Below are 21,574 nucleotides of genomic sequence, written 5' to 3'. Positions count from 1 at the left end.
GGGCGCTCCAAGACCCCGAGCGTCCCCCTAGCGCGGTAAATAATTAAAGGGGGGCGGTGGAGGGCTGGAGTCGAGTGGGAGCCGCCGTAGCTCAGCTGGCAGAGCGCCGCCCTGGTAAGGCGGAGGTCCCGGGTTCGAATCCCGGCGGCGGCTCCACGCCCCACCCAGTCCTCCCCCGGTCACCCGTTACCCCTCCCCGGTGAACCCCGCAAGCGCCGCCATCCCGGAGGCCTTCAGGAAGACCGGGTCTAAGGCTTAGAACACGAGCGGCGGTATAGACCAGCTATAAATCAATGCTTATAGCCTGCTCCCCCCGGGGATTTCGCGAAGATAGCACTGGGCCCTGGCGCTGGCCTTTTAAGTGGAAGTGGGTGTGTGGGATTGCAGCAGCTGCAGGCTGGCGGAGGCGATTCTCGGGCGGCGGCTGAGAAGGTTACCAAGCTCATCCACAGGGTTGCCCGTGACGTTGACGGGATTGTTAAGATCATGGACTTCTGCGGGACTCACGAGCACACGATCGTCTCGGGGGGCATCAGGTCTCTCATGCCGGAGAACGTGGAGCTCGTCGCCGGGCCCGGCTGCCCGGTCTGCATCACTCCAGCCTTCTACGTCGACGCCGCGATAAGGCTCGCCATGGATGGGGTGAGGGTCTACACCTACGGCGACGTCTACCTACTGCCCGGGAGCGAGCCCCCGGGGTCCTCGAGGCCTAGGACGCTCGCCGACGCCAGGGCCCAGGGGGCGGACGTCGTAATAGTCTACGGCATAGTGGAGGCGATCAAGCACTACAGGAGGGACCCGAAGGAGTCTGTCTTCATAGCGGTTGGCTTCGAGACCACCGCCCCCGCGCTCGCCTCTGCGGTGGTGAACGGGAGGCTCCCCGAGAAGATGACGGCGATAAACGTTCACAGGCTCACCCCTCCCATTATGAGGTACGCCTTCGAGGCCCACAGGGACGCCCCCATCAGGGGCGTGATAGCGCCGGGCCACGTCTCAACCATCACGGGGGCTAAGGCGTGGGAGTTCGTCCCCAGGGAGTTCGGGATCCCCACGGTGGTGGCTGGGTTCGAGCACATAGACGTGTTGAAGGCGGTGCTCCTGATACTCCTAATGCTCAGGGAGGGGAAGCCGAGGCTGGTGAACGAGTACAAGAGGGCCGTGACCTGGGAGGGCAACACCGTGGCGCAGCGCCTCATCAACGAGTGCTGCGAGGTGGTGGACGCCGCGTGGAGGGGCCTGGGCTACGTGCCCGAGAGCGGCCTGGCGTTCAGGGACAAGTATTCCAAGTACGACGCCCTCAAGCAGTACGGCATAAGAGAGCCCACGCCCGAGGAGTGGCGCTACGACCTCCCGCCCGGCTGCAGGTGCGCCGAGGTAACCCTAGGCCTCGCCAAGCCCACCGACTGCCCCCTCTTCATGAAGAGGTGCACGCCCGGCACGCCCTACGGGCCCTGCATGGTGAGCGTTGAGGGGGCCTGCTCCGTCTGGGCTAGGTTCGGCGGCGGTGGCCTAGCGGAGAGCGTGGCTAAAAGCCTCTCCCTCATCTAGACCCCGCAGGGGTGGTAGGCGTGTGCCTCGGGATCCCCGGCAAGGTTGTCGAGGTCAGCGAGGACGGCCTTGCGAAGGTGGAGTTCGCGAACGGGGTAGTGGTTGACGTCGACGCCTCCACCGTCGGCGGGGTCGAAGTGGGCGACGTGGTCATAGTCCACGCCGGGATCATCATCTCCAAGATAGACGAGGAGGAGGCGAAGCGCCTCTACAGCGACGTGGAGGAGTTTATAAGGGACTTGGAGGAGAAGTCCGAGGACTTCGAGGGCCTCCTCAGGAGGCTGGGTGAGGTGGCTTAATGAACCCCTCCGCCGCCAGGATCCGGGTCGTCGGCATAGTGCAGGGCGTCGGCTTCAGGCCCTTCGTCCACCGCCTCGCCCTGCGCCTAGGCCTCTCCGGCTTTGTCAGGAACATGGGTGGGAGCGAGGTCCTCATACACGTCGAGGGCGACGGGGGGAGGGTGAGGGAGTTCATCAAGAGGCTGGAGAGGGAGAAGCCTCCCCCCGCCCGGATAGAGGAGCTGGTTGTCGAGGAGGCCGAGCCCCGGGGCTTCAAGGGCTTCACGATAGAGAAGAGCGGGAGGAGCGTGACGGCGAGGAGCGCCATACCCCCTGACTTCGGGATTTGCATGGAGTGCATCAGGGAGATCAGGACGCCGGGGGGCAGGAGGTACAGGTACCCCTGGAACAGCTGCGCCTGGTGCGGCCCCAGGTTCTCGATGATGTACAGGCTGCCCTACGACAGGGAGAACACTTCGATGAACAAGTACCCCCTCTGCCCCGAGTGCAGGAGGGAGTACGAGGACGTCTGGAACGTTAGGAGGCACCACGCGCAGGGGATGAGCTGCCCCGTCTGCGGGCCCAGGACCTTCCTCCTCGACTCCCACGGCAGGAGGCTCGACGTCGAGGACCCCGTAGCCGAGGCTGCGAGGCTGGTCGAGGAGGGCCACGTCCTCGCCTTGAAGGGGGTCGGGGGCTACCACATCGCCGGCCTCGCTAGCAGGGACGACGTGGTGGAGAGGATTAGGAGGATCAAGGACAGGCCGACGCAGCCCCTTGCACTCATGGCCAGGGACTGCGAGGCGGCCGCGAGGATAGTCGAGCTCGACGAGGGGGACTGCGGGATCCTCTGGGGGCCGGAGAGGCCGATACTCCTCCTCAAGCGCAGGCCCGGAGCCCCAGTCTCGGATCTCGTCGCCCCGGGGCTGGACACGCTCGGAGTCATGATGCCCTACACGGGGCTCCAGGTCCTCCTCCTCGACTCGGTCAGGGACGGATTCCTGATAATGACCAGCGGGAACAGGCACGGGATGCCGATGTGCACGAACCTCGACTGCCTCCTCGACCAGCTCCAGGGCGAGGTGGACTACATAGTTGAGCACGACAGGGAGATAGTGCACAGGGTCGACGACAGCGTGCTCAGGAAGACCCGCGGCTGGGTGGTGATGCTCAGGAGGGGCAGGGGCTACGCCCCCCACTGGATCCGGGTCCCCATCAAGCTCCCCGAGTCCGTAGCGCTCGGGGCGGAGCTGCAGACCGCCGGCGCCGTGGCATTCGACGACAAGGTCGTGCTGACCCAGTACATTGGGGACCTGGACAACCCGGCTAACCTCGCGGAGCTCGAGTCCGAGGTGAGGTGGCTCGCCGAGAACTACAGGCTTCACCCCGAGTACGTGGTGGTGGATATGCACCCGGCCTACTCGAACAGGAGGATCGCCCCCGACCTGGCCGAGGAGCTTGGGGCCGGCGGCATAGTGGAGGTGCAGCACCACCACGCCCACGCCCTCTCCGCCCTCGCCGAGTGGCGGGTCGACCTCGAGGCCCCGTACCCCGCGGTGGCGGTGGACGGCACCGGCTACGGGGTCGACGGGGCGATCTGGGGCGGGGAGGCCCTAGTCGTGGAGGGGGGGAGCTTCGAGAGGGCCGGGCACATAGGCTACTTCCCCCTGCCCGGCGGCGACGCCGCCGCGAAGAGGCCGGCGAGGGTGGCGGTCGGCATCCTCTCCCTAGGCTACACGCTCGAGGAGGTGGAGGGGGTCCTCTCCAAGCTAGGCGTGCTGGGCAGGGGCGTCTCCCCGGAGGAGGTGAGGGTCGCCTACGCCCAGGCGAAGGGGGCGGCGTTCAAGTCGAGCAGCGCCGGCAGGCTCGCCGATGCGATAGCGGCGCTTCTCGGCGTCGCGTTCAAGAGGACTTATGAGGGGGAGCCCGCGATAAGGCTCGAGGCCTGGCTCAGGATGCGCGGCGCGAGGCCCGACAAGAGGCTGGAGCCCCCGGTGAAGGCTGGGGTCCTAGACCCCCTGAGGGTGGTGGAGCACGTGGTCGAGGGGGCCCTCGAGGGCAGGGCCGCCGAGGCGGCTGCGACCGCCCTCTACTGGGTCGGCAGGGCGCTCGCGGAGGCCGCCCTGGGCGAGGTGAGGGCGCCCCTCGCCTTCAGCGGCGGGGCCGCGGTCAACGACTACATAGCCGAGGGGGTCGTGGACGCCGCGGCCGAGGCGGGGGTGAGAGTGCTCTACAACAGGCTCGTCCCCCCGGGCGACGGGGGGATCCCCCTGGGCCAGGCCGTCGCCGGCGCCCTACAGTGGAGGAGGTAGCATGGGCTTGAAGCTCGTCGGGGTAGTGGGGAGCCTGGCCTCCGAGTACTCCCTCTGCCTGGCTGAGGAGGCCTCACGCCTCCACGGGAGCCGCCTGGGCTGCTGCGTGGTAGTCGACGCTGGAGTCGACGCCTTGAACCTCCTCTCCATGGCCGAGGAGCACGGTGCGGATGAGATAGTGCTCGTCTTCGCCTGCCCCAGGTGCAGGGAGGACGAGCGAATCGTCGTCAAGCCCGAGGCGGAGAAGTACACCGGGGACCCAGACCTCCTCGTGAGAACCCTCTGGCCGAACCTCACCGGCGTACTCGACGCTGACCCCTACATCGATGCCCTCAGAGTCCTCTCGAAGACACCGGTCGTGGTCTACAAGCTCAGGGAGAGCGGCTCGTGCCGCGAGGGGCTCGGGAGAGTGCTTGAAGCTGAGTGCGGCGTGGCAGGCCCGGACTCAGGGGGCGGCGCGTCTAGGAGCTGAGCAGGGGCGGGTGCACGCGGGGCTTGAGCGCGGCGCACATTTAAACCAAGACGTGGCGACTCCCCTAGCCGCTGTGGGGGAGCATTATGCATGAGTGGGCGATAGCGGAGGCCTTAGTCAGGGAGGTGGAGGCGGGGCTCCGCAGGAACGGCAGGGTCAGGCGGGTGAAGGTGATCCTAGGAGAGCTGCAGAACATAGACGTCGACGTGTTGAAGCAGTACGTGGAAATGATGATAGGCGAGGTGGCGCCGGGCGTCAGGGTGGAGTACGAGGTGGAGCCGACCGTCTTCAGGTGCAGGCGCTGCGGCCACACCTGGACGCTCTCCGACCTCAAACTGGGCGACGAGGAGCGGGAGTACATTCACTTCGTCCCTGAGTCAGTGCACGCCCACGTCAAGTGCCCCCGCTGCGGCTCCCGGGACTTCGAGGTAGTCCAGGGCCGGGGGGTCAGGCTGGTCTTCGAGGTGGAGTGACGTGAGGGAGGTAGCGAGGGACCCGAGGCTCGCGAGGATCGAGAGGGAACTGTCGAAGCGCAGGGTGATACTCGTAACCGGGGTCAAGGGCGGGGTGGGCAAGACCATCGTCTCAGTGCTCCTAGCGCTCGCCCTCAGGAAGAGGGGCTTCAAGCCGCTGCTCGTCGACGCCGACGTGAGCGACCCGAACATGCACGTAGCGCTCGGCATCGACCCCGCGAGGGTAGAGCCGGGGGAGGAGAAGGGCATTAAGCCCGTGGAGGTCGACGGCGTCGGCTACATCGGGATAGCGCCGTACACCAGGAACAAGCCCGCACCCCTCAGGGGCCAGGAGGCGGTTGACGCCGTCAGGGAGATGCTCGGGGCCCTAGATTACGACGAGTACACGCACGTAGTCATAGACACTCCGCCCGGCCTCAGCGACGTCCTCCTCGATCTACTCAACATCGTGGACGGAAAGGCGTCGATACTAGTGGTCACGACGCCCTCGAAGATGGCCTACGACAGCGCCAAGAGGTACATCGAGCTGCTCCGGGAGGAGGGCTACACCAACGTGGAGATGGTGGTGAACGACGCCGTGGGCGTCGGCCGCAGGCTCGAGGAGATAGAGGGCCACTACGTCCCCCACGACCCGGGCCTAGAGGAGGCGCTCGGATACCCCCGAGCTCTGGCGGAGACGGAAGCGTTTAGGAGCATAGAGGAGCTAGCGGAGAGGCTGGGCTAAAGAGCGGACCCCCAAGGGGGAGGGGCTCCTCTCCCCTCTCGTATTTCAGCATATCCTAGGCACTATCTCCCCGCTCGGCGGCTCTATTATCCTGAAGCCTCCGACCCTCGTCCTGGCCAGCACTATCCCCTTGTGCCTGGGGTCCCTGGGCGCTCTCGCCTCGCCTATGATGTTGGCCGCCTCGTAGCCCCTGCTCTTCATGAATTCCACCACTTCATCCGCTACTGCAGGGTCTACTGCTAGCACCGCGGCGCCCTCGTTTGCGAGGGAGAGCGGGTCTATGCCCAGGACCTCGGAGTACTTCATGACCTCCTCCGTCACCGGGATCTTGGCGTCGTCGACTACTATGACGAGCCCGTTCTTCGAGGCCCAGTCGTTGAGGAGCATCGCCACTCCTCCACGCGTGGGGTCGCCCGCGGCGTGGATGTAGTCCCCGTACTTCTCGATCAGCGGCAGCATCAGGTCGGTTAGGGGCTTCACGTCGCTCTTCACCTCCATCTTCAACCCGAACGCCTGCCTGGCCGAGAGTATTGCCGCGCCGTGCACGCCCACGTAGCCGCTGACTATTATCTTATCCCCGTCCTTTATGGAGTCGTCCCTGATCGGCTTCACGACGGTGCCTATGCCCACCGTTGTGATAACGAGCTTGTCGACGCTCCCCTTGGGGAGGACCTTGAAGTCCCCGCCTATCAACGCGACCCCGTTAGCCTTGAAGGTCTCAACCATGCTGTTGACGACGCGGGCCAGGGTCTCAACCTCGAGGCCCTCCTCGGCTATGATCGCGTCGAGCGCCGCCACAGGGCGGGCGCCGACCATGAGGAGATCGTTGATCGTCCCGCTCGCGGCGAGGAGCCCCAGGTCCCCGCCGGGAAAGAATATGGGGTCGACGGTGTAGGAGTCAACGGTTACCGCAACCCTCCCGCCGTCCACCGGCACCAGGGCAGCGTCATCCAGCAGGTCGAGGCCCGTGCCGTCGCCCACCTTCCACAGCTCGCGGGGCACGAGCCTCCTGATGAGCTTCTCCACCACGTCCGACGTCTCGCGGCCGCCGCCCCCGTGGGATAGGAGCAGCCTAGGCGTGAGCAGCGACCTAACCGCGAGCCTCCACTTCTCCACCAACAGTCCCCCACCTTCCCTCTCGGCAGGCGGCCGGCTCCGCCTCACTCTGAGCCAGTGCCCCCGCCTAGTAAAAGCTTGGCGCCGCGGCTGAGCCGTAGTGGCCGGCGTGCCCGCGAAAGTCGTTTTATGCAGCTCTATGCGTAATCACTCTGGGTGCCTTCAAGCTTGAGGTTCGACGTCGTGCTCATCCACGCGCCGGCGCTCTATGACTTCAGGAAGGTGAGGAGGCACTACGGGCCGATAAGCGACCTCGTGCCCTCAACGCCGGTCTTCGACTTGTACCCTATAGGCTTCCTCTCCCTCGCCAACTACCTTGGCAAGAGGGGGTTCAGGGTATTCATTATGAACCTCGCCGCCAGGATGCTCGTGGACCCCGGGTTCGACGTTGAGAAGGCGATTAGGAGCGTTGAGGCCGACGTGTACGGGGTGGACCTCCACTGGCTAGTCCACGCCCAGGGGGCGCTCGAGATCTCCAGGCTGGTCAAGGAGTGCCACCCCGACTCGAAGGTCGTAATGGGCGGCCTCTCGGCGACCATCTACCACAGGGAGATCCTCAAGAGGTACCCGTGGGTCGACTGCGTCGTGCTGGGCGACACGACTGAGGACGCTTTCCTCAAGCTCGCCGAGAGCGTTGTGGATGGCAGGGGGCGCCTGGAGGACGTGCCGAACCTCTCCTGGAGAGACTCCTCCGGGAGGATCCGCACCACCGGGCTCAGGCCGGCGCCGAAGAGCCTCGACCCCTACGCCATAGACTACGCCTTCCTCTTCAGGCAGGCCGCTAAATCCGGGGACCCCCTCTCCTTCCTCCCCTTCGCCCGCTTCCTCCAGGAGCCCATCGGGGCGGTGCTCGCCTTCAAGGGGTGCGCCTACAGCTGCGTCACGTGCGGTGGGAGCAGGTTCACCTACTTCAAGTTCTTCGGGAGGAGGGGGCTCGCCGTGAAGTCCCCGGAGACCATGGCCAGCGAGATAATGAGTATACAGGAGTACATGAAGATACCGGTCTTCATAGTCGGTGACACGCAGCTCCTGGGGGCTAAGTGGGTGGAGGCGCTGGCGAGTGAGCTGAGGGAGAGGGGCTTCGACAGCACGCTGATAATAGAGTTCTTCAAGCCCCCCACCCGGGAGTTCCTCGAGGTCGTCAAGTCAGTCCCGGGGGCGTGGTTCCTCCAGATCTCCCCGGAGAGCCAGGAGGAGCGGGTGAGGTGGCGGTTCGGGAGGCACTACGGGAACGAGGAGCTGGAGTCCTTCATCTCCAACGCGCTCTCGATGGGGTTCGAGAGGCTCGACCTCTACTTCATGGTCGGCCTCCCGCTCCAGACGCTGGAGTCCGCGGCCGGGATCCCGAGGTACGTGGAGAGCCTCTACAGGAGGATCGGCTCCAAGGCCCGGAGGCTCGACGCCTTCGTGGGCCCCCTGGCGCCCTTTGTTGACCCCGGCAGCCCGGCGTTCTGCAATCCCAAGGCCTTCGGGTACAGGCTGCTAGCGAGGACGCTCGAGGAGCACAGGAGGCTCGTGGAGCAGGCCTCCTCATGGGAGGAGATGCTAAACTACGAGACGGAGTGGCTGACTCGGGAGGGGGTGGCGGAGGCCACCTACACCGCCGTCGAGGGGCTCACCAGGGTGAAGGCCAGGTACGGCATCATAACCGAGGAGGACGCCGAGGAGATGATCGAGTCAATCGCCAGGGCCCGCGCTAGGGAGCCGACGCCCGACCTGCTGGAGAGGGAGACCCTGCCGAGGGGGGAGCTCTACCCCTCACGGGCCTTCCTGAAGAGCCTGACACCTAAAGCCCTAGGGCTCGGGGCCCTCTTCCTCCTCTCCAGGAGCCTCTCACCCCTCCGCGGCAGGAGGCGCTGAAGGAGGGGGTGTGGTGGACCGGCCGGGATTTGAACCCGGGACCTCCGCCGTGCGAGGGCGGCGCTCTTCCAGGCTGAGCTACCGGCCCACCCGTTAAGGCCCACTTCCCTCCGGGGCCAGTCCGGGGGCGCGTGGAGGTTTAAAGGCTGACCCCCGGGCCTAGTATGACTTTGCGTACCTCATCCACGTGACGGCCCTGGCGCCGCAGACGGGGCACCTCTCCCCATCCGCGGGCTCCCTGGGCCACGGCGTCCCCAGGGCCCTGGCGTCCAGCTCCTCCTCCAGCTTCACGGCGCACTCCTCCCGGCCGCACCAGGGGACCTCAACCACCCCCGCCCTCGCCTGGATCCACTCCCTCGCCTCCTCCACGCTCCTGGCCCTCTTCACCCTGGACTTGAGGTACTCCCACGCCCTCGCCTTGAGGTTCTCCTCTATCTCCCTGAACGCCTTCTCCAGGGCCTGGGGCAGCTCCTCCAGCCTCACGCTGGCCTTCTCCAGCGTGTCCCTCCTAGCCATCGTCACTGTGCCCTCCCTCGCCTCCCTCGCGCCGACCTCGAGCCTGACGGGGACCCCCCTCAGCTCCCAGTAGTAGTACTTCGCCCCGGGCCTCAAGTCGTCCCTGTCGTCGACCCTGTACCTCACCCCAGCGTCCTCGAGAACCTCCCTCACCCTCGAGAGGTAGCCGGCGACCTCCCCCTCGCCGGCCGCGGGGATCGGGACGACCACCACCTGGACCGGCGCAATGCTCGGGGGGAGGACTAGCCCCCTGTCGTCGCCGTGGATGGAGATGAGCGTCGCTATCACCCTGTCGCTCACCCCGTAGCTGGTCTGCCAGGGGTAGTCGTGGCTCTCGTCTGCCAGCTGTATCTTGAAGTCGAAGGCCTTGGTGAAGTTCTGGCCAAGGTTGTGCACCGTCCCGATCTGGAGGGCCCTCCCGTCGGGCATCACGGTGTCGAACGCTATCGTGTAGAGGGCTCCGGCGAACTTGTCCCACTCCGGCCTCCTGGAGATGATGTAGGGGATGCCGAGGCTGTCGAAGAGCCTCTTGTAGACCTCCACCGCTTCAAGCACCTGCCTCTCCGCGTCCTCGAAGCTGTCGTGCACGGTGTGCGCCTCCTTGAACGTGGTGACCTCCCTCAGCCTGATCAACGGCCTGGTAGCCTTCGTCTCGTAGCGGAAGATGCTGACGATCTGGTAGAACTTCCTGGGGAGCTGGCGGTAGCTCTGGATCCAGAGGCTCTCCATGAACGTTATGCTCGTCTCGCTCGTCGGCCTGAGGGCGAGCTTCACGTCCAGCTCCTCCCTGCCCCCGTGGGTGACCCAGTAGACCTCGCCCTCGAACCCCCTCACGTGCTCCGACTCCCTCCTGAGGAGCTGCTCAGGCACCAGGAGGGGGAGGAGGACCTCCTCGTGGCCGGTCTCGTCGAGGAGCCTCCTGAGCAGCTCTACGACCCTCCTCCTTATCTGGAAGCCGTAGGGCATCCACACGCCCATACCCTTAACCGGGTACCTGCCGTAGTCGTAGACCTCAGCATCCCTCAGGACCCAGTCGAACCACCTGGGGAAGTCCCGCTGCCACCTCTCCCTGGAGGCGCCGCTCAACTAATTCACCGGTAGGAGAGGGAAAAGAGGGCTCCGGGGTTTAATGGTGAAGCCCCCGGCGGGCCGGCTAGACTACGAAGAGGAGTAGTATAGCTATTAGCAGGCCGTAGATCGCCACTCCCTCGCCTAGGGCCACATATAGGAGGGCAGTTCCCGCGACCTCTGGCTTCTCCGTCACCGCGCTGACAGCGGCAGCGCCCGCGACGCCGATGGCGTATCCTGCCCCTATCCCGGCGAGGCCCACGGCGAGCGCTGCGGCTATGTACTTGAGGCCCGCGCTGAGCCCGGCCTGCCCGCCGGCGGCTTCCTCGGCCTGAGCAAAGGCAACGACGCCAGCCGTGCTGAGCGCCAAGCCTGCCGCGGCGAGGATTGCAATGGCTAGTGCTAGCCTCTGCAGCCTCTGGTCCTTCAAAGCCTTAGAGACGCGGGCCCACACCACGGCGATCCACCATACCCGCGGCTAGCGGCCCGGCTTGGTTTAAAGCGTACCCTCCGGGGCGCGCCGGTGGACCCGCCCTTAACCACTTGGAAGTGGTAACTGCAACCGAAGCCGGCCGGGGGCTCTTACTGACGCTATCTCCCTTTATGTTATGCCTACGCTACCAACGGCTAGGCAGGGGCGGGGGGCCGCGGGTTGATCCTGAGTGATAGGGATATCAGGGGCTTGATAGCGCTCGGGGAGCTAGTCATTGAACCCTTCGACGACGAGATCATACGCGAGAATGGGGTGGACCTTAGGCTGGGCCGGCAGTTCTGCAGGTTCAAGAGGACGGGGAGGGTGCTGGACCCGAGGGACCCGGGGGATCCCTGGGAGTTCTATGAGTGCGGGGAGGCCGACGAGATCATAGTCCAGCCCCTGGAGCACGTGCTCCTCCACACTATGGAGTACATCAAGCTACCCCCCTACCTCGCGGGCCTCGTCAACCTCAGGAGCACCTGGGCGAGGACGGGCCTCTACATCCCGGCCACGGTGGTGGACGCCGGGTTCGAGGGCCAGCTAACCATTGAAGTCGTGGGGTCGAGCTTCCCCGTGAAGCTGTACGCGGGGGACAGGTTCCTCCACCTAGTCCTGGTGAGGCTCAACACGCCAGCCGAGAACCCCTACGCCGGCAAGTACAAGGGGCAGAGGGGCGTGAGGCTCCCCAAGATATTCCCTGTCCAGGGCGGGTAGGGTGTGTGCCCCGGCTCGCCTGCCGGGGCGCCGCCGGTATTACCTAATTAAGAGTCCCTTGGCCCCTCTCCGCCAACCCCCCGGGTGTGGTGCCCGCTCTTGGCTACCCGGGATCCCGGAGTGAGCGCTGCCAGCGTGCTCAGGGCGGCCACGCTCCGCCCCTACTGGCTCGTCGCGTTCTCCGGGGGTAAGGACTCGAGCGTAGTCGTGGACCTGGCCCTGCGCTACATGCTGGACGGGTGCCCCGGCTCCCGGCTGGGGTCCTGCCCCAGGGTGCTCGTGGTGTACAGCGACACCCTCCTCGAGCCGCCGCCGCTGAGGAGGTACGCCCTCGGCGTCGTGGAGGCCCTCAACAGGCTCGCGGCGAGGAGCGGGATCCCGCTCACCGCGGTCGCCGCGCAGCCGGCCCCCGGCGAGGACCTGGCGGGCATGATTGCCAGGGGCTACACTCCCCCCAGCAACAGGTTCAGGTGGTGCACGAAGAGGTGGAAGCTGAACCCGGCGAGGAGAGCGCTCCTCGAGTGGCTCGGCCGCAGGCCCAGGCGGGGCGAGCTCGCGGTAATCACGGGGGTTAGGGCGGAGGAGTCCACGCTAAGAGCCTGGAGGGCCAGGCCCAGCTCGGGCCGCGGCTGCCCGGCGGGCTCCTGCTTCAGGATCCCCTGGGGCGAGGGCTACGCCCCCCTCCTCGACTGGAGCGCGGGGGACGTGTGGCGGTACATCGACTCGAGGGATCCCTCCTGGGGCAGCCCCCACTGGCGGTGGCTCAGGGCGCTCTACTCCGCCACGGGCAGCCTGGAGACGCTCAGAATGGGCTGCTGGGCGTGCACCCTCGTGAAGAGGGACAAGGCGTGGCCCGCGCTAGCGGAGGCGGGCCTCGTGCCGCGGGAGGCCGTGGAGGCGTTGAAGGCGTGGCTGGCGGAGTGGCTCTACATGTCCAGGGTGGAGCCCGAGAGGTACCGGGAGAGGGGCGGCCGGTACGGGTACTCCAAGCTAAAGCCCGAGGCCCGCCTCCGCCTGCTCAGGGGGCTCGAGGATCTCGCCAGGGGGCCGGCTGCGTGCGTCCTGGAGCCGCTCAGGGGCAGGATAAGCGAGGCGCTGGCGGCGGTGGAGCGGGGGGAGCCGCTGCCCCTGGAGCACCAGCTCAGGGGCTAGCTGGCCCGGGCGGGCGGCTGAAAGACGGGGTTCCGGCCCTGCCCTACAATGCGGGCTAAAACGGTGGGGAGGCCGGGCCGGCGGCCGGCTCTGGCGCCGGCTCAGCCGATGATCGTTATATTCTCCTCCGGGAAGCCTAGCTCCACGAGTATCTTCTTGACCCGGTGCCGGTGGTCTCCCTGAAGCTCTATCCTCCCATTCTTCGCGGTGCCTCCCGTTGCCAGCCTGCTCTTGAGCTCCGACGCCAGCTTCTTCAAGTCGAACTCCTTCTCGTTGATGCCCTCTATTATCGTGACTTCCCTGCCGAACCTCCTCTTCTCCAGCCTGATCTTGATTATCTGCTCCTCAGCCGAGAGCTGCTCGCAGATCTCGGGGGGGAGCCCTCCGCAGAGCGAAAAGTCACTCATGGCCTGCTGGATCACCCAGCCCTCACAGCCGGGTTCTCCCAAGTATAGGGCCTGGGCTAAATACTTTTCCCCCGCGCTGGAAGGCCCGTGGGCCCCGCCGCTAGACGGGCGGGGTGAAGCATTATTACAGGCGCCCGCCCACCTCTCCGGGCTGTATAGGGGTGCGCCTCGTGGCCGGGGAGCCTCTCGGCTGGGACTCGTATGAGCCGGAGCATGCTGAGGCCGAGACTCTGCCCTACGGGATACGCAGGAGGCCGGTGAGGTACTACTGCCTCAGGTGCGGGCGGGAGATACTTAAGGAGGAGCTTGACTCCAGGCCTGTAAAGTACTGCCCCTACTGCGGCTTCAGGATATTCGTGAAGGCCAGGGATCCCTCCTCCGGGTACATCAGGAGGGTCTACGCCGTCTAGCCGCCTCTCTGGCGGCGACCACCTCGACCACCGTCTTAGCAGCCGCGGCCGCCGTCACGCCTCCGCAGTCGTGGGGCGGCGAGACCTCGACGACGTCGAAGCCGGCCAGCCTGCCGTCGACGACGCCGTGTATTATCTCGTAGAGGGTGAATGTGGTGAACCCCTCCGGCTCCGGGTTGCCCACGCCCGGGGCGTAGGCCGGGTCTAGGACGTCTATATCGACCGTGACGTAGACGTGCCTGCAGTCCTTCAGGTCCTTCCTGATCGAGGCGGCGACGTTCACCTCACCCATAATCATGACGTCCCTGACGGTGTAGAACTTGACCTCGCCCCTCCTCCTCGCGTAGTCCAGCTCCTCCTGGGCGAACCCCCTGACACCGACGTAGACCACCCTCTCCGGCCCCACCTCCTCGATGATCCTCCTCATGACGGTGGCGTGGCTGAGCCTCAGGCCCGCGTACTCGCTCCTCAAATCGAAGTGGGCGTCGAACACCACGAGGCAGGGCAGCCTGCCGGCCCTGGCGAGGCCCCTGACCGCTCCGAGGGTGACGGTGTGCTCGCCTCCAAGCATCACGGGGATCCTCCCGGTGGAGGCGAGAGCCTCGACGACCCTCTCCACCCTAGAGACCGTGGCGCGGGCGTCCCCGTAGACCACGGCCACGTCTCCAACGTCGGCGACGGGGATCTCGTCAACGTCGAAGCCGGCGCGGAGGCTGTAGAACTCTATGAACGCCGAGGCCCTCCGGATCGCCTCGGGCCCCCACCTCTGCCCCGTCCTGTAGGAGGCGGTGGAGTCGAAGGGGGCGCCGAAGAGGAAGTACTCCGACTGCTCCAGAGGCCTCCTGGAGCCCCCGAAGGCCCAGGGGGTCTCCTCGACGTAGAGCAGGTACTCGTCCCCCAACAACGTCACCCCAAGCCGGATAACTTGGAGGGGCGCGCGGAAGAGCCAGCCCCGCGTGGATAAAACTCTTCACCAAGCCGCCGGCGGCTCCCCAGCACCTTTTGGCTGCAACCGTTGAGTAGGCTTCGAAGTTATTAAAGAGGCTCCGCGGCGCTGCATCAAGTGCCTGCTGGGGGTTAAGTGTTGCCTGCCGCGGGGGGCGAGGATAGGTACGAGAGGCTCATGGAGCTGGCCAGGAGGAGGGGGTTCTTCTGGCCCTCATACGAGATCTACGGCGGAGTCTCCGGCTTCTACGACCTAGGCCCGCTGGGGGTGGCGGTCAAGAACAGGCTTATCGAGAAGTGGAGGAGGTACTTCGTCTACAGCCACTCCGACTACGTGGTTGAGATCGAGACTCCGGTTATCGGCCCGGCGAGGGTCTACGAGGCCAGCGGGCACGTCGAGCACTTCACCGACCCCATAGTGGAGTGCCTGAAGTGCGGGAGGAAGTTCAGGGCAGACCACTTGATAGAGGAGAAGCTGGGGGTCAACGCCGAGGGCTTGAGCCCCGAGGAGATGACGAGGCTGATCAGGGAGAAGGGGGTCACCTGCCCCGTCTGCGGGGGCCCCCTAGGTGAGGTGAGGCTCTTCAACCTCCTCTTCAAGACGCAGATAGGCCCCTACGAGGGCAGCGTGGGCTACGTGAGGCCCGAGCTAGCCCAGGGGATGTTCGTCGCCTTCAAGAGGGTCTTCGAGGCGATGAGGGGGAGGATCCCGCTGGGGATAGCGCAGGTGGGGAGGGTTGGGAGGAACGAGATAAGCCCGAGGCAGGGGATGATCAGGCTTAGGGAGTTCACGATAGCGGAGATGGAGTACTTCATGGACCCATCCGACCCGGAGGGGTCCTGCCCGTTCTTCCAGTCCAGGGCTGGGGCCAGGCTGAGGCTCATCACCTGCCAGGCTAAGAGGAGCGGGGGATCCCCGGTCGAGCTGACGGTGGGGGAGGCGGTCGAGAAGGGGGTCATAATCCACCCCTGCCTGGCTTACTGGATGGCGGTCGCCCAGGAGTTCGTCGAGTCCCTCGGCGTCCCCAGGGAGAACATCCTCTTCGAGGAGAAGTGCCCCGAGGAGAGGGCCCACTACTCCAGCCAGACCTTCGACCAGCTCGTCAAGGTCTCCAGGTGGGGGTGGGTCGAGGTCTCCGGGCACTCCTACAGGGGCGACTACGACCTCTCCAGGCACGCCAAGTACAGCGGGGCGGACCTAGCGGTGTTCAAGAGGTACCCGGAGCCGAGGATCGTTAGGAGGAAGCGCGTCATCGCCGACAAGGCGTTGATCGGGAGGACCTTCAAGTCCGAGGCGCCCAGGGTGCTCGAGGCCCTAAGCAGGGCGGACCCCGGCGAGGTTGAGAGGCAGCTCGCCCAGGGTGGCCCCGTGAGGGTTGGGGGCTACGAGGTGCCAGCCGAGGCCGTGAGAGTCGTGGAGGTCGAGGAGAAGGTTACGGGTGAGAAGTACGTGCCGCACGTCGTCGAGCCATCCTTCGGAGTCGAGAGGCTCCTATACGTCGCCCTAGAGTACGCCTACAGGGAGAGGGAGGGCAGGGTGATCCTGTCCCTCCCAAGGGACATAGCGCCGCTTCACGCCGTGGTGCTCCCCCTGCTGGAGAGCGAGGAGAGCCTGGTGAGGAAGGCCGAGGAGGTGGCCGGCCTCCTCAGGGAGAGGGGCTTCCACGTCACCCTGGACAGGAGCGGGAGCATCGGGAGGAGGTACGCCAGGGCGGACGAGGCCGGGATCCCGGCGGCGGTCACGGTGGACTACCGCACGCTCGAGGATGGAACGGTGACCCTCAGGGACCGCGACACGTGGAGGCAGGTCAGGATCCCCATCGATAGGCTCCCCCAGGCCCTGGAGAGATTCATATACCACGGCGCCAGCCTAGAGGAGCTAGGAGAACCCGTAAGTTAGACTGACGGGCGTGGGAGCCGTGAGCGGCGAGGAGGAGGTCAAGCCCCAGGGCGACGTGGAGGAGTCCAAGCCGAGCCAGCTCGACTTGAAGAAGGCGCTTTCGCTCATCCCCTCAGCCTCCGCGCTCAAGGTGAGGGAGAGGAGGGTCACGGAGAAGAGGATACGCCTCAGGTACGACTACTCCCTGAAGCCGGAGGAGGCGAAGATCCACCCCAGCCTCGCCAAGGAGCTGGGCATCGAGGACAAGCTGGAGATAGTAGTGGCTGAGAGGCACCGCTTCGTCTTCAGGGCGGTAGTAGACGAGGAGGCAGAGCCGAACAGGGTGCACGTGAACCCCGACCTCATGAAGGAGCACGGCGTGGCGGATAACACCATAGCGACGGTGAGGCCCTACAAGGGGACGGAGCGGATGGGCGTCAGGCTGAGCGTGTAAACGAGTCAAAGCCGCGCGCCGCCCGCGGGAAGGGAGGGGGGTCCCCCTCTCCCTGGGGTGGGCCAGCGTTGAGCGGTGATGTCGTCGTCAAGTACCTCGCCGACAGGATTGCCATGGTTTTGAAGCAGCACCTGGCCCTGGTTAGGGGGATTAAGGCGAGGCTCGACGAGTCCACCCGCACCTCCCCCGAGTTCCTAGCCGAGTCCCTCGAGTCGCTGAGGGGTTTGAGGGCGAGGATTAGGGAGGACCTGGATAACGTGGCGGCGAGGATGCACGCCGCGGACAACGATGACTTGATGGACTTCTACGCCCTGATCTCCTTCTTCATAGAGGTCTCCTACCCCGGCGAGAAGAAGGCCCTCGAGGCGATGTCACCCTTCATCGACGTGGGAGGGGACCTGGCCAGCTTGGAGGGCGTGTACGCCAGGGCCCTCAGCGTGAGGTCGGCGGTGGAGAAGGCGATGAGGGGCGGGGGCCCCGGTTGATTTGGGAGTAAGCTTTAAATGAAGAATGGCCCCCGCCGTTATGGGAAGGCGCGCCGTTGGTGGGGCTTATTGGCTGTTGAGGCTAGCATAACGAAGAAGATGGTGCTTGAGCAGCTCTCAAGCATGGCCCGGGAGGTGGCCTACGCCTCGGGCCGGGTCTCGAGAGCCCTCGCCGAGGGGCGCGTCGAGGACGCCAGCAACGCGGCGGGTGAGGCCGAGCAGGTCGTAAGCACCACCTACTACCGGCTCCTCGACTTCCTCGCCAGCGGCCGCATCGCCTTCCTCGACAATGCCGACCTGTACCTCTTCATAGCTAGGTCTATCCACAGCGTGGCTAGGAGGGTGGAGGCCTCCCTCTTCAGGCTCAGCCTCCTCGACGCAGGCCAGCTCCCCGCCGAGGTGGTGAGGGGCATGGGCGCGATGGCGGCTAAGGTGAAGGAGGCCGCGGGCCTCCTCGACTCCGCGCTCAACCTGCTCGCCTCGGGCTCCAGGGATAGCAGGGACCTAGTGGGGGGCAGGATCAAGAGGATCCTCGAGTTGGAGGATGAAGTCGACTCCGAGTACAGGTCCCTCCTCACCTGGCTCCTTAGCGAGAGAGAGCTACCGGCCGGCAAGGCGGTGATACTGAAGGAGGCAATGGACCTCATGGAGAGGGCTATGGATGAGCTAAACGACGCCGCTAGCCACTTGAAGGTAGTGGCTGAAGCCGGCTAGCCCGCCCCGGGGGCCCGGCTCAAGGGTGCCCGGCTTGAAGGCGAGGGCTCGACTACTCGGCGGCCGAGTAGTGGTTGAGGACCTGGGGGAGGCTGAGCGCGTCTACAGGCTAGGCTTCTACGGCGCCCCGCTCGGCTCGCCCAAGGCCTCCCCCGCGGAGGCCCGGGCCCCCCTCACGCTGAACCCTTTCGAGGCGGTCTACCTCGCCGAGAAGGGCTTGATCAGCGTTGAGAGTGATGGCGGCGAGCTGTCGCACCGCGAGCTCTACGAGCTACTCATAAAGGGGCGGCCGAGGATGGAGAGGCTCTACACCGTCTACAAGAGCCTGAGGGAGAAGGGGCTCGTCGTGAGGCCCGGGCTGAAGTTCGGGGCGGACTTCGCGGTCTACCGCTACGGCCCCAGCATAGACCACGCCCCCTTCCTGGTGAACGTCGTCGACCCCTCGGAGGAGGTGGACGCCGGCGAGATACTTAGGGCGGCCAGGCTGAGCCACAGCGTTAGGAAGACCCTCACCGTGGCGGTGTGGGTGGGGGGAGAGGTTAACTATATAATGTTTAAATGGTTCAAGCCCTGAGGTAGAGTGTTTGAGGAGCCGCGCAGGGCGCGAGGGCGGTCAGGGCTTATGGAGGCTACAGGGGGATCCCGTGCTTAGAGAGGTGCCAGGCGGTGAAGCCAGCTCCTGCTAGGCGGCCTAGTGGGGACAGGCCGGAGCAGTCGCCTAGGGGCAAGCCCAAGCCGAGGCCTATAGGCGACAAGTGCAACCCGCTCTGCCCCTACTTCAGGTGCGCCAAGAACGCGCTGAGGATAACCACCGTCTACTACAGGGGCAGGCCTATGAAGGTTGCAATGTGCTCCTGGACAGGGGACAGGTGCCTCGGAGCCAAGTGCAGGTACGCAGTCTGCACCCTCCACGCCATGCTACCCGATGGCAGGTGCCAGTTCGCGGTGGAGGCCACCGCCAAGTCGAAGAAGAGGATGAAGGACTTCGAGGAGGAGCTTAGGGAGATGGAGTCCGAGGCCAGAAAATACGGCGAGTTCGAGGACCTCATCTAACCCATGGCGCTGCGGCTTCCAGGGGGCAGGCGTGCCTTGAGGCCTACCCGGGGCCCGAGCGTTCTCCGGGTGGTAGGAGGCATTGGACCACGCTGAGAGGAGGGAGGTCACGCTCGCCCGCGTCGCGGTTTCCTACGCCATACTCGCGAGGAGCCTCGTCGGCGCCGCTACTGTGGAGGAGGCGAGCGAGTACCACCTCAAGGGCCTCGTGACCGACGAGGTCCTCTTCTTCATAGCCGAGTGCGGGGACCAAGCCGGGAACCCGTCGCTCGAGGCCCTGGCGCCCAGGGAGGCGTACATCTACTACCTCGAGGCCGCGGTGAGGAGCGGCTTCCGGGGCTTCGCGGGGATCCCCCTGGAGAGCCTGGCAAGCTTCCTGGTGTTCCTCTCCGCCCTCGCGGAGGCCGAGCTGCGCGGCGATGACTCCGTGAGCGGCGTGCGCCTCAGGATATACGAGGAGGTACTCCCCAGCCTCCTCGAGCCGATGAAGGCAACGAGCAACTCGTGCTACAGGACTCTAGCCGCCGCGGTGGAGAGTGTTGCGAGAGAGGACATGGAGCTGCTTGGGGGCTAGACAGGGATGGCTAGGCGCCCCGTTATAGTCGGTCACAGGGCCAACACCGCAGCGTGGCTGAAGAGGTACCTGAAGGCAGGCGTCGACATGGTTGAAGTAGACGTTTGGCACCGGAACGGCGTCACCGGCCTGGGCCACATTCTCGAGGACCCAGGCTACGCCACGGTCAGGGAGAGGATAGCGCACCTACTGCTCAGCATACACTTCAGGAAGCCTCTGGGCATAGAGGCGCTCCCCCGCCTCGTCCCGCCGGGCATAGGCGTGTGGCTGGACCTGAAGACGAGGATCCCGCGGGCGTGCCTCTCAAGGCTCAGAGTGCTCACCCGCGGAAGGAGGATCGTGTTCTCGACGAGGTGGCACAACTGGATACCGGTGATAAAGGAGGAGGTCCCCGAGGCCCTCGTCTTCGCCAGCCTCGACCACAGGCCAGCGGGCGCCCGGGAGATGAAGGCGGTCCAGGCCGACGGGGCAACGCTGAGGTTCACCTACATAGACGAGGAGCTAGTCGAGGAGCTGCACAGCGCAGGCCTCCAGCTCGCAGCGTGGACGGTGAACGAGGAGAGCGAGATGCGCAGAGTCATAGAGATGGGGGTAGACTACCTAATAACAGACCTGCCCTGGAGAGCGCTAAGGATCCTCGGGGGGAGCTAGCCACCCAGCAAGGGCCGGGCAGACGGCCCTTCTTTACGGCCAATACACCCCTTTTAACCTACTATATTTAAGACTCGGCGGCACTGTAATCTAGCAGTGGCAGCTAACTGGAAGGGGGTTGGCTGAGCAGTGGCCTCCCGCGAGGTGAGTAATGACATTGACAAGAGGCTGGAGGAAGTCATCCGACTGCTCAAGAGCAAGGGTTTCAAGATAACGGCCCAGAGGGTGGCGATAATCAACGCCATACTAAAGCTCCACGGGAAGCACCCGACGCTGACGGAGATACACAGGGAGGCAGCGAAGATGGCCCCAATGATCAGCTTCTCGACGGTCTACACCACCGCGAAGATGCTGGAGGAGCTTGGCCTCGTAAAGCTCTTCAGCCACAAGGGCGACACCGTGGTCGAGACAGACACTAACCGGCATGTGAACGTGATACTAGGCGACGGTAGGATAATAGACCTCCACGACCCCGAGCTGGTGAAGTACCTCCGGGAGAAGCTGGCCCAGCACGGCATCAAAAGCGACAACTTCATAGTCAACGTGATAGTAAACGCGAAGTCAAGCCAGTGAAGAGGGGGACCGCCCCCGGGGCCCGGGGGCTCTAAGCGCCGGGCCTCTTCTCCTAGCCTCCCCGTTCACCTAGCCAAGAAGCAACGTGGCGCGACGCGTTTCCCTTGAGACTTGGGTGGATGGCGCCGGGGAGGGGATTTGAACCCCCGACCACCGGGTTAACAGCCCGGCGCTCTACCGCTGAGCTACCCCGGCGCCTCCGGTGGCTGTAGTGGCCCTCCTTGGGGGTTTATGTTTTACTGCCCCCCTCCCCGTGGAGCTGCAGCAGGTTCATGACGTACTCGTAGAGGTTGTCCTTCTTCATCCCCCTCTCAATCCTGTAGAGCTGCTCGGGGGCTACGCCGTAGCGCCTTGCAACCCTGTAGGGGGCCTCCCTGCGGGCCCTGGCGTAGAGGAGGAGGATGAGGCTTCTGAGGGCGCCGGGGTGGGTGAGCCTCTGCCTGAACTTGTAGTGGGTCACCAGCTCCCTGACCGCCGCCCTCCCCGCATAGCTCTCCTTCAGCCACTCCACGACTTCTACTGGAAGGCTTATCACTTTCGACTTCCCGATCCCGTTGATGACGACTTTACCGGGCTCCGGGAACTCGATTATGTTGGCGGCGAACGGGTCCCTAGCCAAGACTGTACACCCATGCAAGGGGTAATACGAGCCAACAGGCATTTAGGCGGTAAGCAGCGCCTGAGGCGGGGGCAGCCTTAACCCTAGGGGACCCTGGGGGCG

25 protein-coding genes and 3 tRNA genes are annotated in these 21,574 nt (G+C 65.4%); 20 read left to right on the top strand and 8 right to left on the bottom strand.

Annotation, left to right across the window (positions count from 1 at the left end; translation table 11 throughout):
* The first annotated feature begins 80 nt into the window (after nucleotides 1–80).
* The 7 genes from ACYQ3J_RS03915 to ACYQ3J_RS03885 all read left to right on the top strand — a co-directional run bounded on the left by ACYQ3J_RS03915 (nucleotide 81) and on the right by ACYQ3J_RS03885 (nucleotide 5,807).
* Nucleotides 81–156 (top strand) — tRNA-Thr (locus ACYQ3J_RS03915).
* A gap of 225 nt (nucleotides 157–381) precedes the next feature.
* Nucleotides 382–1,548, top strand: coding sequence for a hydrogenase formation protein HypD (gene hypD, locus ACYQ3J_RS03910; RefSeq protein WP_460124934.1), 1,167 nt, complete (start codon nucleotides 382–384; stop codon nucleotides 1,546–1,548).
* An 11-nt stretch (nucleotides 1,549–1,559) separates the two neighbouring features.
* The gene (gene hypC / locus ACYQ3J_RS03905; protein ID WP_460124931.1) at nucleotides 1,560–1,847 is read left to right on the top strand and encodes a HypC/HybG/HupF family hydrogenase formation chaperone; all 288 of its coding nucleotides are present in this window, start codon (nucleotides 1,560–1,562) and stop codon (nucleotides 1,845–1,847) included.
* On the top strand, nucleotides 1,847–4,138 hold the full coding sequence (gene hypF / locus ACYQ3J_RS03900; protein ID WP_460124928.1) for a carbamoyltransferase HypF: 2,292 nt from the start codon (nucleotides 1,847–1,849) through the stop codon (nucleotides 4,136–4,138). Before hypC ends, hypF begins: the two co-directional genes overlap by 1 nt.
* Before the next feature lies 1 nt (nucleotide 4,139).
* The gene (locus ACYQ3J_RS03895) at nucleotides 4,140–4,610 is read left to right on the top strand and encodes a hypothetical protein (protein ID WP_460124926.1); all 471 of its coding nucleotides are present in this window, start codon (nucleotides 4,140–4,142) and stop codon (nucleotides 4,608–4,610) included.
* 86 nt (nucleotides 4,611–4,696) lie between these two features.
* Nucleotides 4,697–5,083 (top strand): hydrogenase nickel incorporation protein HypA, encoded by a 387-nt coding sequence (gene hypA / locus ACYQ3J_RS03890; protein WP_460124924.1) that lies wholly within the window; start codon nucleotides 4,697–4,699, stop codon nucleotides 5,081–5,083.
* A 1-nt stretch (nucleotide 5,084) separates the two neighbouring features.
* Complete coding sequence (locus ACYQ3J_RS03885) at nucleotides 5,085–5,807, top strand: P-loop NTPase (RefSeq protein WP_460124921.1); 723 nt, start codon at nucleotides 5,085–5,087, stop codon at nucleotides 5,805–5,807.
* Nucleotides 5,808–5,852: 45 nt separating this feature from the next.
* Here ACYQ3J_RS03885 and hypE read toward each other — a convergent pair whose 3' ends face one another.
* Nucleotides 5,853–6,926, bottom strand: a complete 1,074-nt coding sequence (gene hypE / locus ACYQ3J_RS03880) for a hydrogenase expression/formation protein HypE (RefSeq protein WP_460124918.1) — start codon at nucleotides 6,924–6,926, stop codon at nucleotides 5,853–5,855.
* A 153-nt stretch (nucleotides 6,927–7,079) separates the two neighbouring features.
* Here hypE and ACYQ3J_RS03875 point away from each other — a divergent pair, with 153 nt between their 5' ends.
* Complete coding sequence (locus ACYQ3J_RS03875; protein WP_460124915.1) at nucleotides 7,080–8,783, top strand: TIGR04190 family B12-binding domain/radical SAM domain protein; 1,704 nt, start codon at nucleotides 7,080–7,082, stop codon at nucleotides 8,781–8,783.
* An 11-nt stretch (nucleotides 8,784–8,794) separates the two neighbouring features.
* Here ACYQ3J_RS03875 and ACYQ3J_RS03870 read toward each other — a convergent pair.
* From ACYQ3J_RS03870 to ACYQ3J_RS03860, 3 genes are all read right to left on the bottom strand, one after another.
* Nucleotides 8,795–8,871, bottom strand: a tRNA-Ala gene (locus ACYQ3J_RS03870).
* A 71-nt stretch (nucleotides 8,872–8,942) separates the two neighbouring features.
* Complete coding sequence (proS, locus tag ACYQ3J_RS03865; protein ID WP_460124912.1) at nucleotides 8,943–10,385, bottom strand: proline--tRNA ligase; 1,443 nt, start codon at nucleotides 10,383–10,385, stop codon at nucleotides 8,943–8,945.
* Nucleotides 10,386–10,452: 67 nt separating this feature from the next.
* A complete protein-coding gene (locus ACYQ3J_RS03860) occupies nucleotides 10,453–10,824 on the bottom strand; it encodes an ATP synthase subunit c family protein (RefSeq protein ID WP_460124909.1) in 372 nt (123 codons plus the stop codon).
* 195 nt (nucleotides 10,825–11,019) lie between these two features.
* Between ACYQ3J_RS03860 and dcd the strand changes: the two genes are divergently transcribed.
* Both dcd and ACYQ3J_RS03850 read left to right on the top strand, forming a co-directional pair.
* Nucleotides 11,020–11,556 carry a dCTP deaminase gene (dcd, locus tag ACYQ3J_RS03855; RefSeq protein WP_460124906.1) on the top strand — a complete coding sequence of 179 codons (537 nt, stop codon included), beginning with the start codon at nucleotides 11,020–11,022 and terminating at the stop codon, nucleotides 11,554–11,556.
* A gap of 99 nt (nucleotides 11,557–11,655) precedes the next feature.
* On the top strand, nucleotides 11,656–12,708 hold the full coding sequence (locus ACYQ3J_RS03850) for a phosphoadenosine phosphosulfate reductase domain-containing protein (protein WP_460124903.1): 1,053 nt from the start codon (nucleotides 11,656–11,658) through the stop codon (nucleotides 12,706–12,708).
* Between the two features lie 101 nt (nucleotides 12,709–12,809).
* Here the strand turns inward: ACYQ3J_RS03850 and yciH are convergent, their stop codons facing one another.
* A complete protein-coding gene (gene yciH / locus ACYQ3J_RS03845; protein ID WP_460124900.1) occupies nucleotides 12,810–13,115 on the bottom strand; it encodes a stress response translation initiation inhibitor YciH in 306 nt (101 codons plus the stop codon).
* Between the two features lie 170 nt (nucleotides 13,116–13,285).
* On the opposite strand from yciH, the gene ACYQ3J_RS03840 reads away from it, so the two are divergent.
* A complete protein-coding gene (locus tag ACYQ3J_RS03840) occupies nucleotides 13,286–13,525 on the top strand; it encodes a TFIIB-type zinc ribbon-containing protein (RefSeq protein ID WP_460124898.1) in 240 nt (79 codons plus the stop codon).
* Here ACYQ3J_RS03840 and speB read toward each other — a convergent pair.
* Complete coding sequence (speB, locus tag ACYQ3J_RS03835; protein WP_460124895.1) at nucleotides 13,503–14,426, bottom strand: agmatinase; 924 nt, start codon at nucleotides 14,424–14,426, stop codon at nucleotides 13,503–13,505. The two genes, ACYQ3J_RS03840 and speB, sit on opposite strands and share 23 nt — an antisense overlap.
* Before the next feature lie 183 nt (nucleotides 14,427–14,609).
* Between speB and glyS the strand changes: the two genes are divergently transcribed.
* The 9 genes from glyS to ACYQ3J_RS03790 all read left to right on the top strand — a co-directional run bounded on the left by glyS (nucleotide 14,610) and on the right by ACYQ3J_RS03790 (nucleotide 20,853).
* Nucleotides 14,610–16,370, top strand: a complete 1,761-nt coding sequence (gene glyS / locus ACYQ3J_RS03830; RefSeq protein ID WP_460124892.1) for a glycine--tRNA ligase — start codon at nucleotides 14,610–14,612, stop codon at nucleotides 16,368–16,370.
* Between the two features lie 19 nt (nucleotides 16,371–16,389).
* On the top strand, nucleotides 16,390–16,803 hold the full coding sequence (locus ACYQ3J_RS03825; protein ID WP_460124889.1) for a hypothetical protein: 414 nt from the start codon (nucleotides 16,390–16,392) through the stop codon (nucleotides 16,801–16,803).
* A 68-nt stretch (nucleotides 16,804–16,871) separates the two neighbouring features.
* Nucleotides 16,872–17,288, top strand: coding sequence for a hypothetical protein (locus ACYQ3J_RS03820; protein WP_460124886.1), 417 nt, complete (start codon nucleotides 16,872–16,874; stop codon nucleotides 17,286–17,288).
* A 69-nt stretch (nucleotides 17,289–17,357) separates the two neighbouring features.
* A complete protein-coding gene (locus ACYQ3J_RS03815) occupies nucleotides 17,358–18,002 on the top strand; it encodes a hypothetical protein (protein WP_460124883.1) in 645 nt (214 codons plus the stop codon).
* A 34-nt stretch (nucleotides 18,003–18,036) separates the two neighbouring features.
* Nucleotides 18,037–18,576, top strand: a complete 540-nt coding sequence (gene endA, locus ACYQ3J_RS03810; protein WP_460124880.1) for a tRNA-intron lyase — start codon at nucleotides 18,037–18,039, stop codon at nucleotides 18,574–18,576.
* A 92-nt stretch (nucleotides 18,577–18,668) separates the two neighbouring features.
* The gene (locus ACYQ3J_RS03805) at nucleotides 18,669–19,055 is read left to right on the top strand and encodes a hypothetical protein (RefSeq protein ID WP_460124877.1); all 387 of its coding nucleotides are present in this window, start codon (nucleotides 18,669–18,671) and stop codon (nucleotides 19,053–19,055) included.
* Nucleotides 19,056–19,137: 82 nt separating this feature from the next.
* Nucleotides 19,138–19,629, top strand: coding sequence for a hypothetical protein (locus ACYQ3J_RS03800; protein WP_460124874.1), 492 nt, complete (start codon nucleotides 19,138–19,140; stop codon nucleotides 19,627–19,629).
* 6 nt (nucleotides 19,630–19,635) lie between these two features.
* On the top strand, nucleotides 19,636–20,280 hold the full coding sequence (locus ACYQ3J_RS03795) for a glycerophosphodiester phosphodiesterase (protein WP_460124871.1): 645 nt from the start codon (nucleotides 19,636–19,638) through the stop codon (nucleotides 20,278–20,280).
* A 129-nt stretch (nucleotides 20,281–20,409) separates the two neighbouring features.
* On the top strand, nucleotides 20,410–20,853 hold the full coding sequence (locus ACYQ3J_RS03790) for a Fur family transcriptional regulator (protein WP_460124868.1): 444 nt from the start codon (nucleotides 20,410–20,412) through the stop codon (nucleotides 20,851–20,853).
* Between the two features lie 120 nt (nucleotides 20,854–20,973).
* Here ACYQ3J_RS03790 and ACYQ3J_RS03785 read toward each other — a convergent pair.
* A tRNA-Asn gene (locus tag ACYQ3J_RS03785) sits at nucleotides 20,974–21,048 on the bottom strand.
* A gap of 34 nt (nucleotides 21,049–21,082) precedes the next feature.
* Nucleotides 21,083–21,472, bottom strand: a complete 390-nt coding sequence (locus tag ACYQ3J_RS03780; protein ID WP_460124865.1) for a hypothetical protein — start codon at nucleotides 21,470–21,472, stop codon at nucleotides 21,083–21,085.
* Nucleotides 21,473–21,574 lie beyond the last annotated feature (102 nt).

It is taken from the genome of Stetteria hydrogenophila, assembly GCF_054657575.1.
This window is presented reverse-complemented; position numbering and strand designations above follow the sequence as displayed.

Bases quoted from the DNA above. Each gene is read 5' to 3' on its own strand.
- yciH (WP_460124900.1), bottom strand. From the start codon at position 13,115: ATGAGTGACTTTTCGCTCTGCGGAGGGCTCCCCCCCGAGATCTGCGAG.
- ACYQ3J_RS03795 (WP_460124871.1), top strand. From the start codon at position 19,636: ATGGCTAGGCGCCCCGTTATAGTCGGTCACAGGGCCAACACCGCAGCG.
- ACYQ3J_RS03895 (WP_460124926.1), top strand. From the start codon at position 4,140: ATGGGCTTGAAGCTCGTCGGGGTAGTGGGGAGCCTGGCCTCCGAGTAC.
- hypA (WP_460124924.1), top strand. From the start codon at position 4,697: ATGCATGAGTGGGCGATAGCGGAGGCCTTAGTCAGGGAGGTGGAGGCG.
- hypF (WP_460124928.1), top strand. From the start codon at position 1,847: ATGAACCCCTCCGCCGCCAGGATCCGGGTCGTCGGCATAGTGCAGGGC.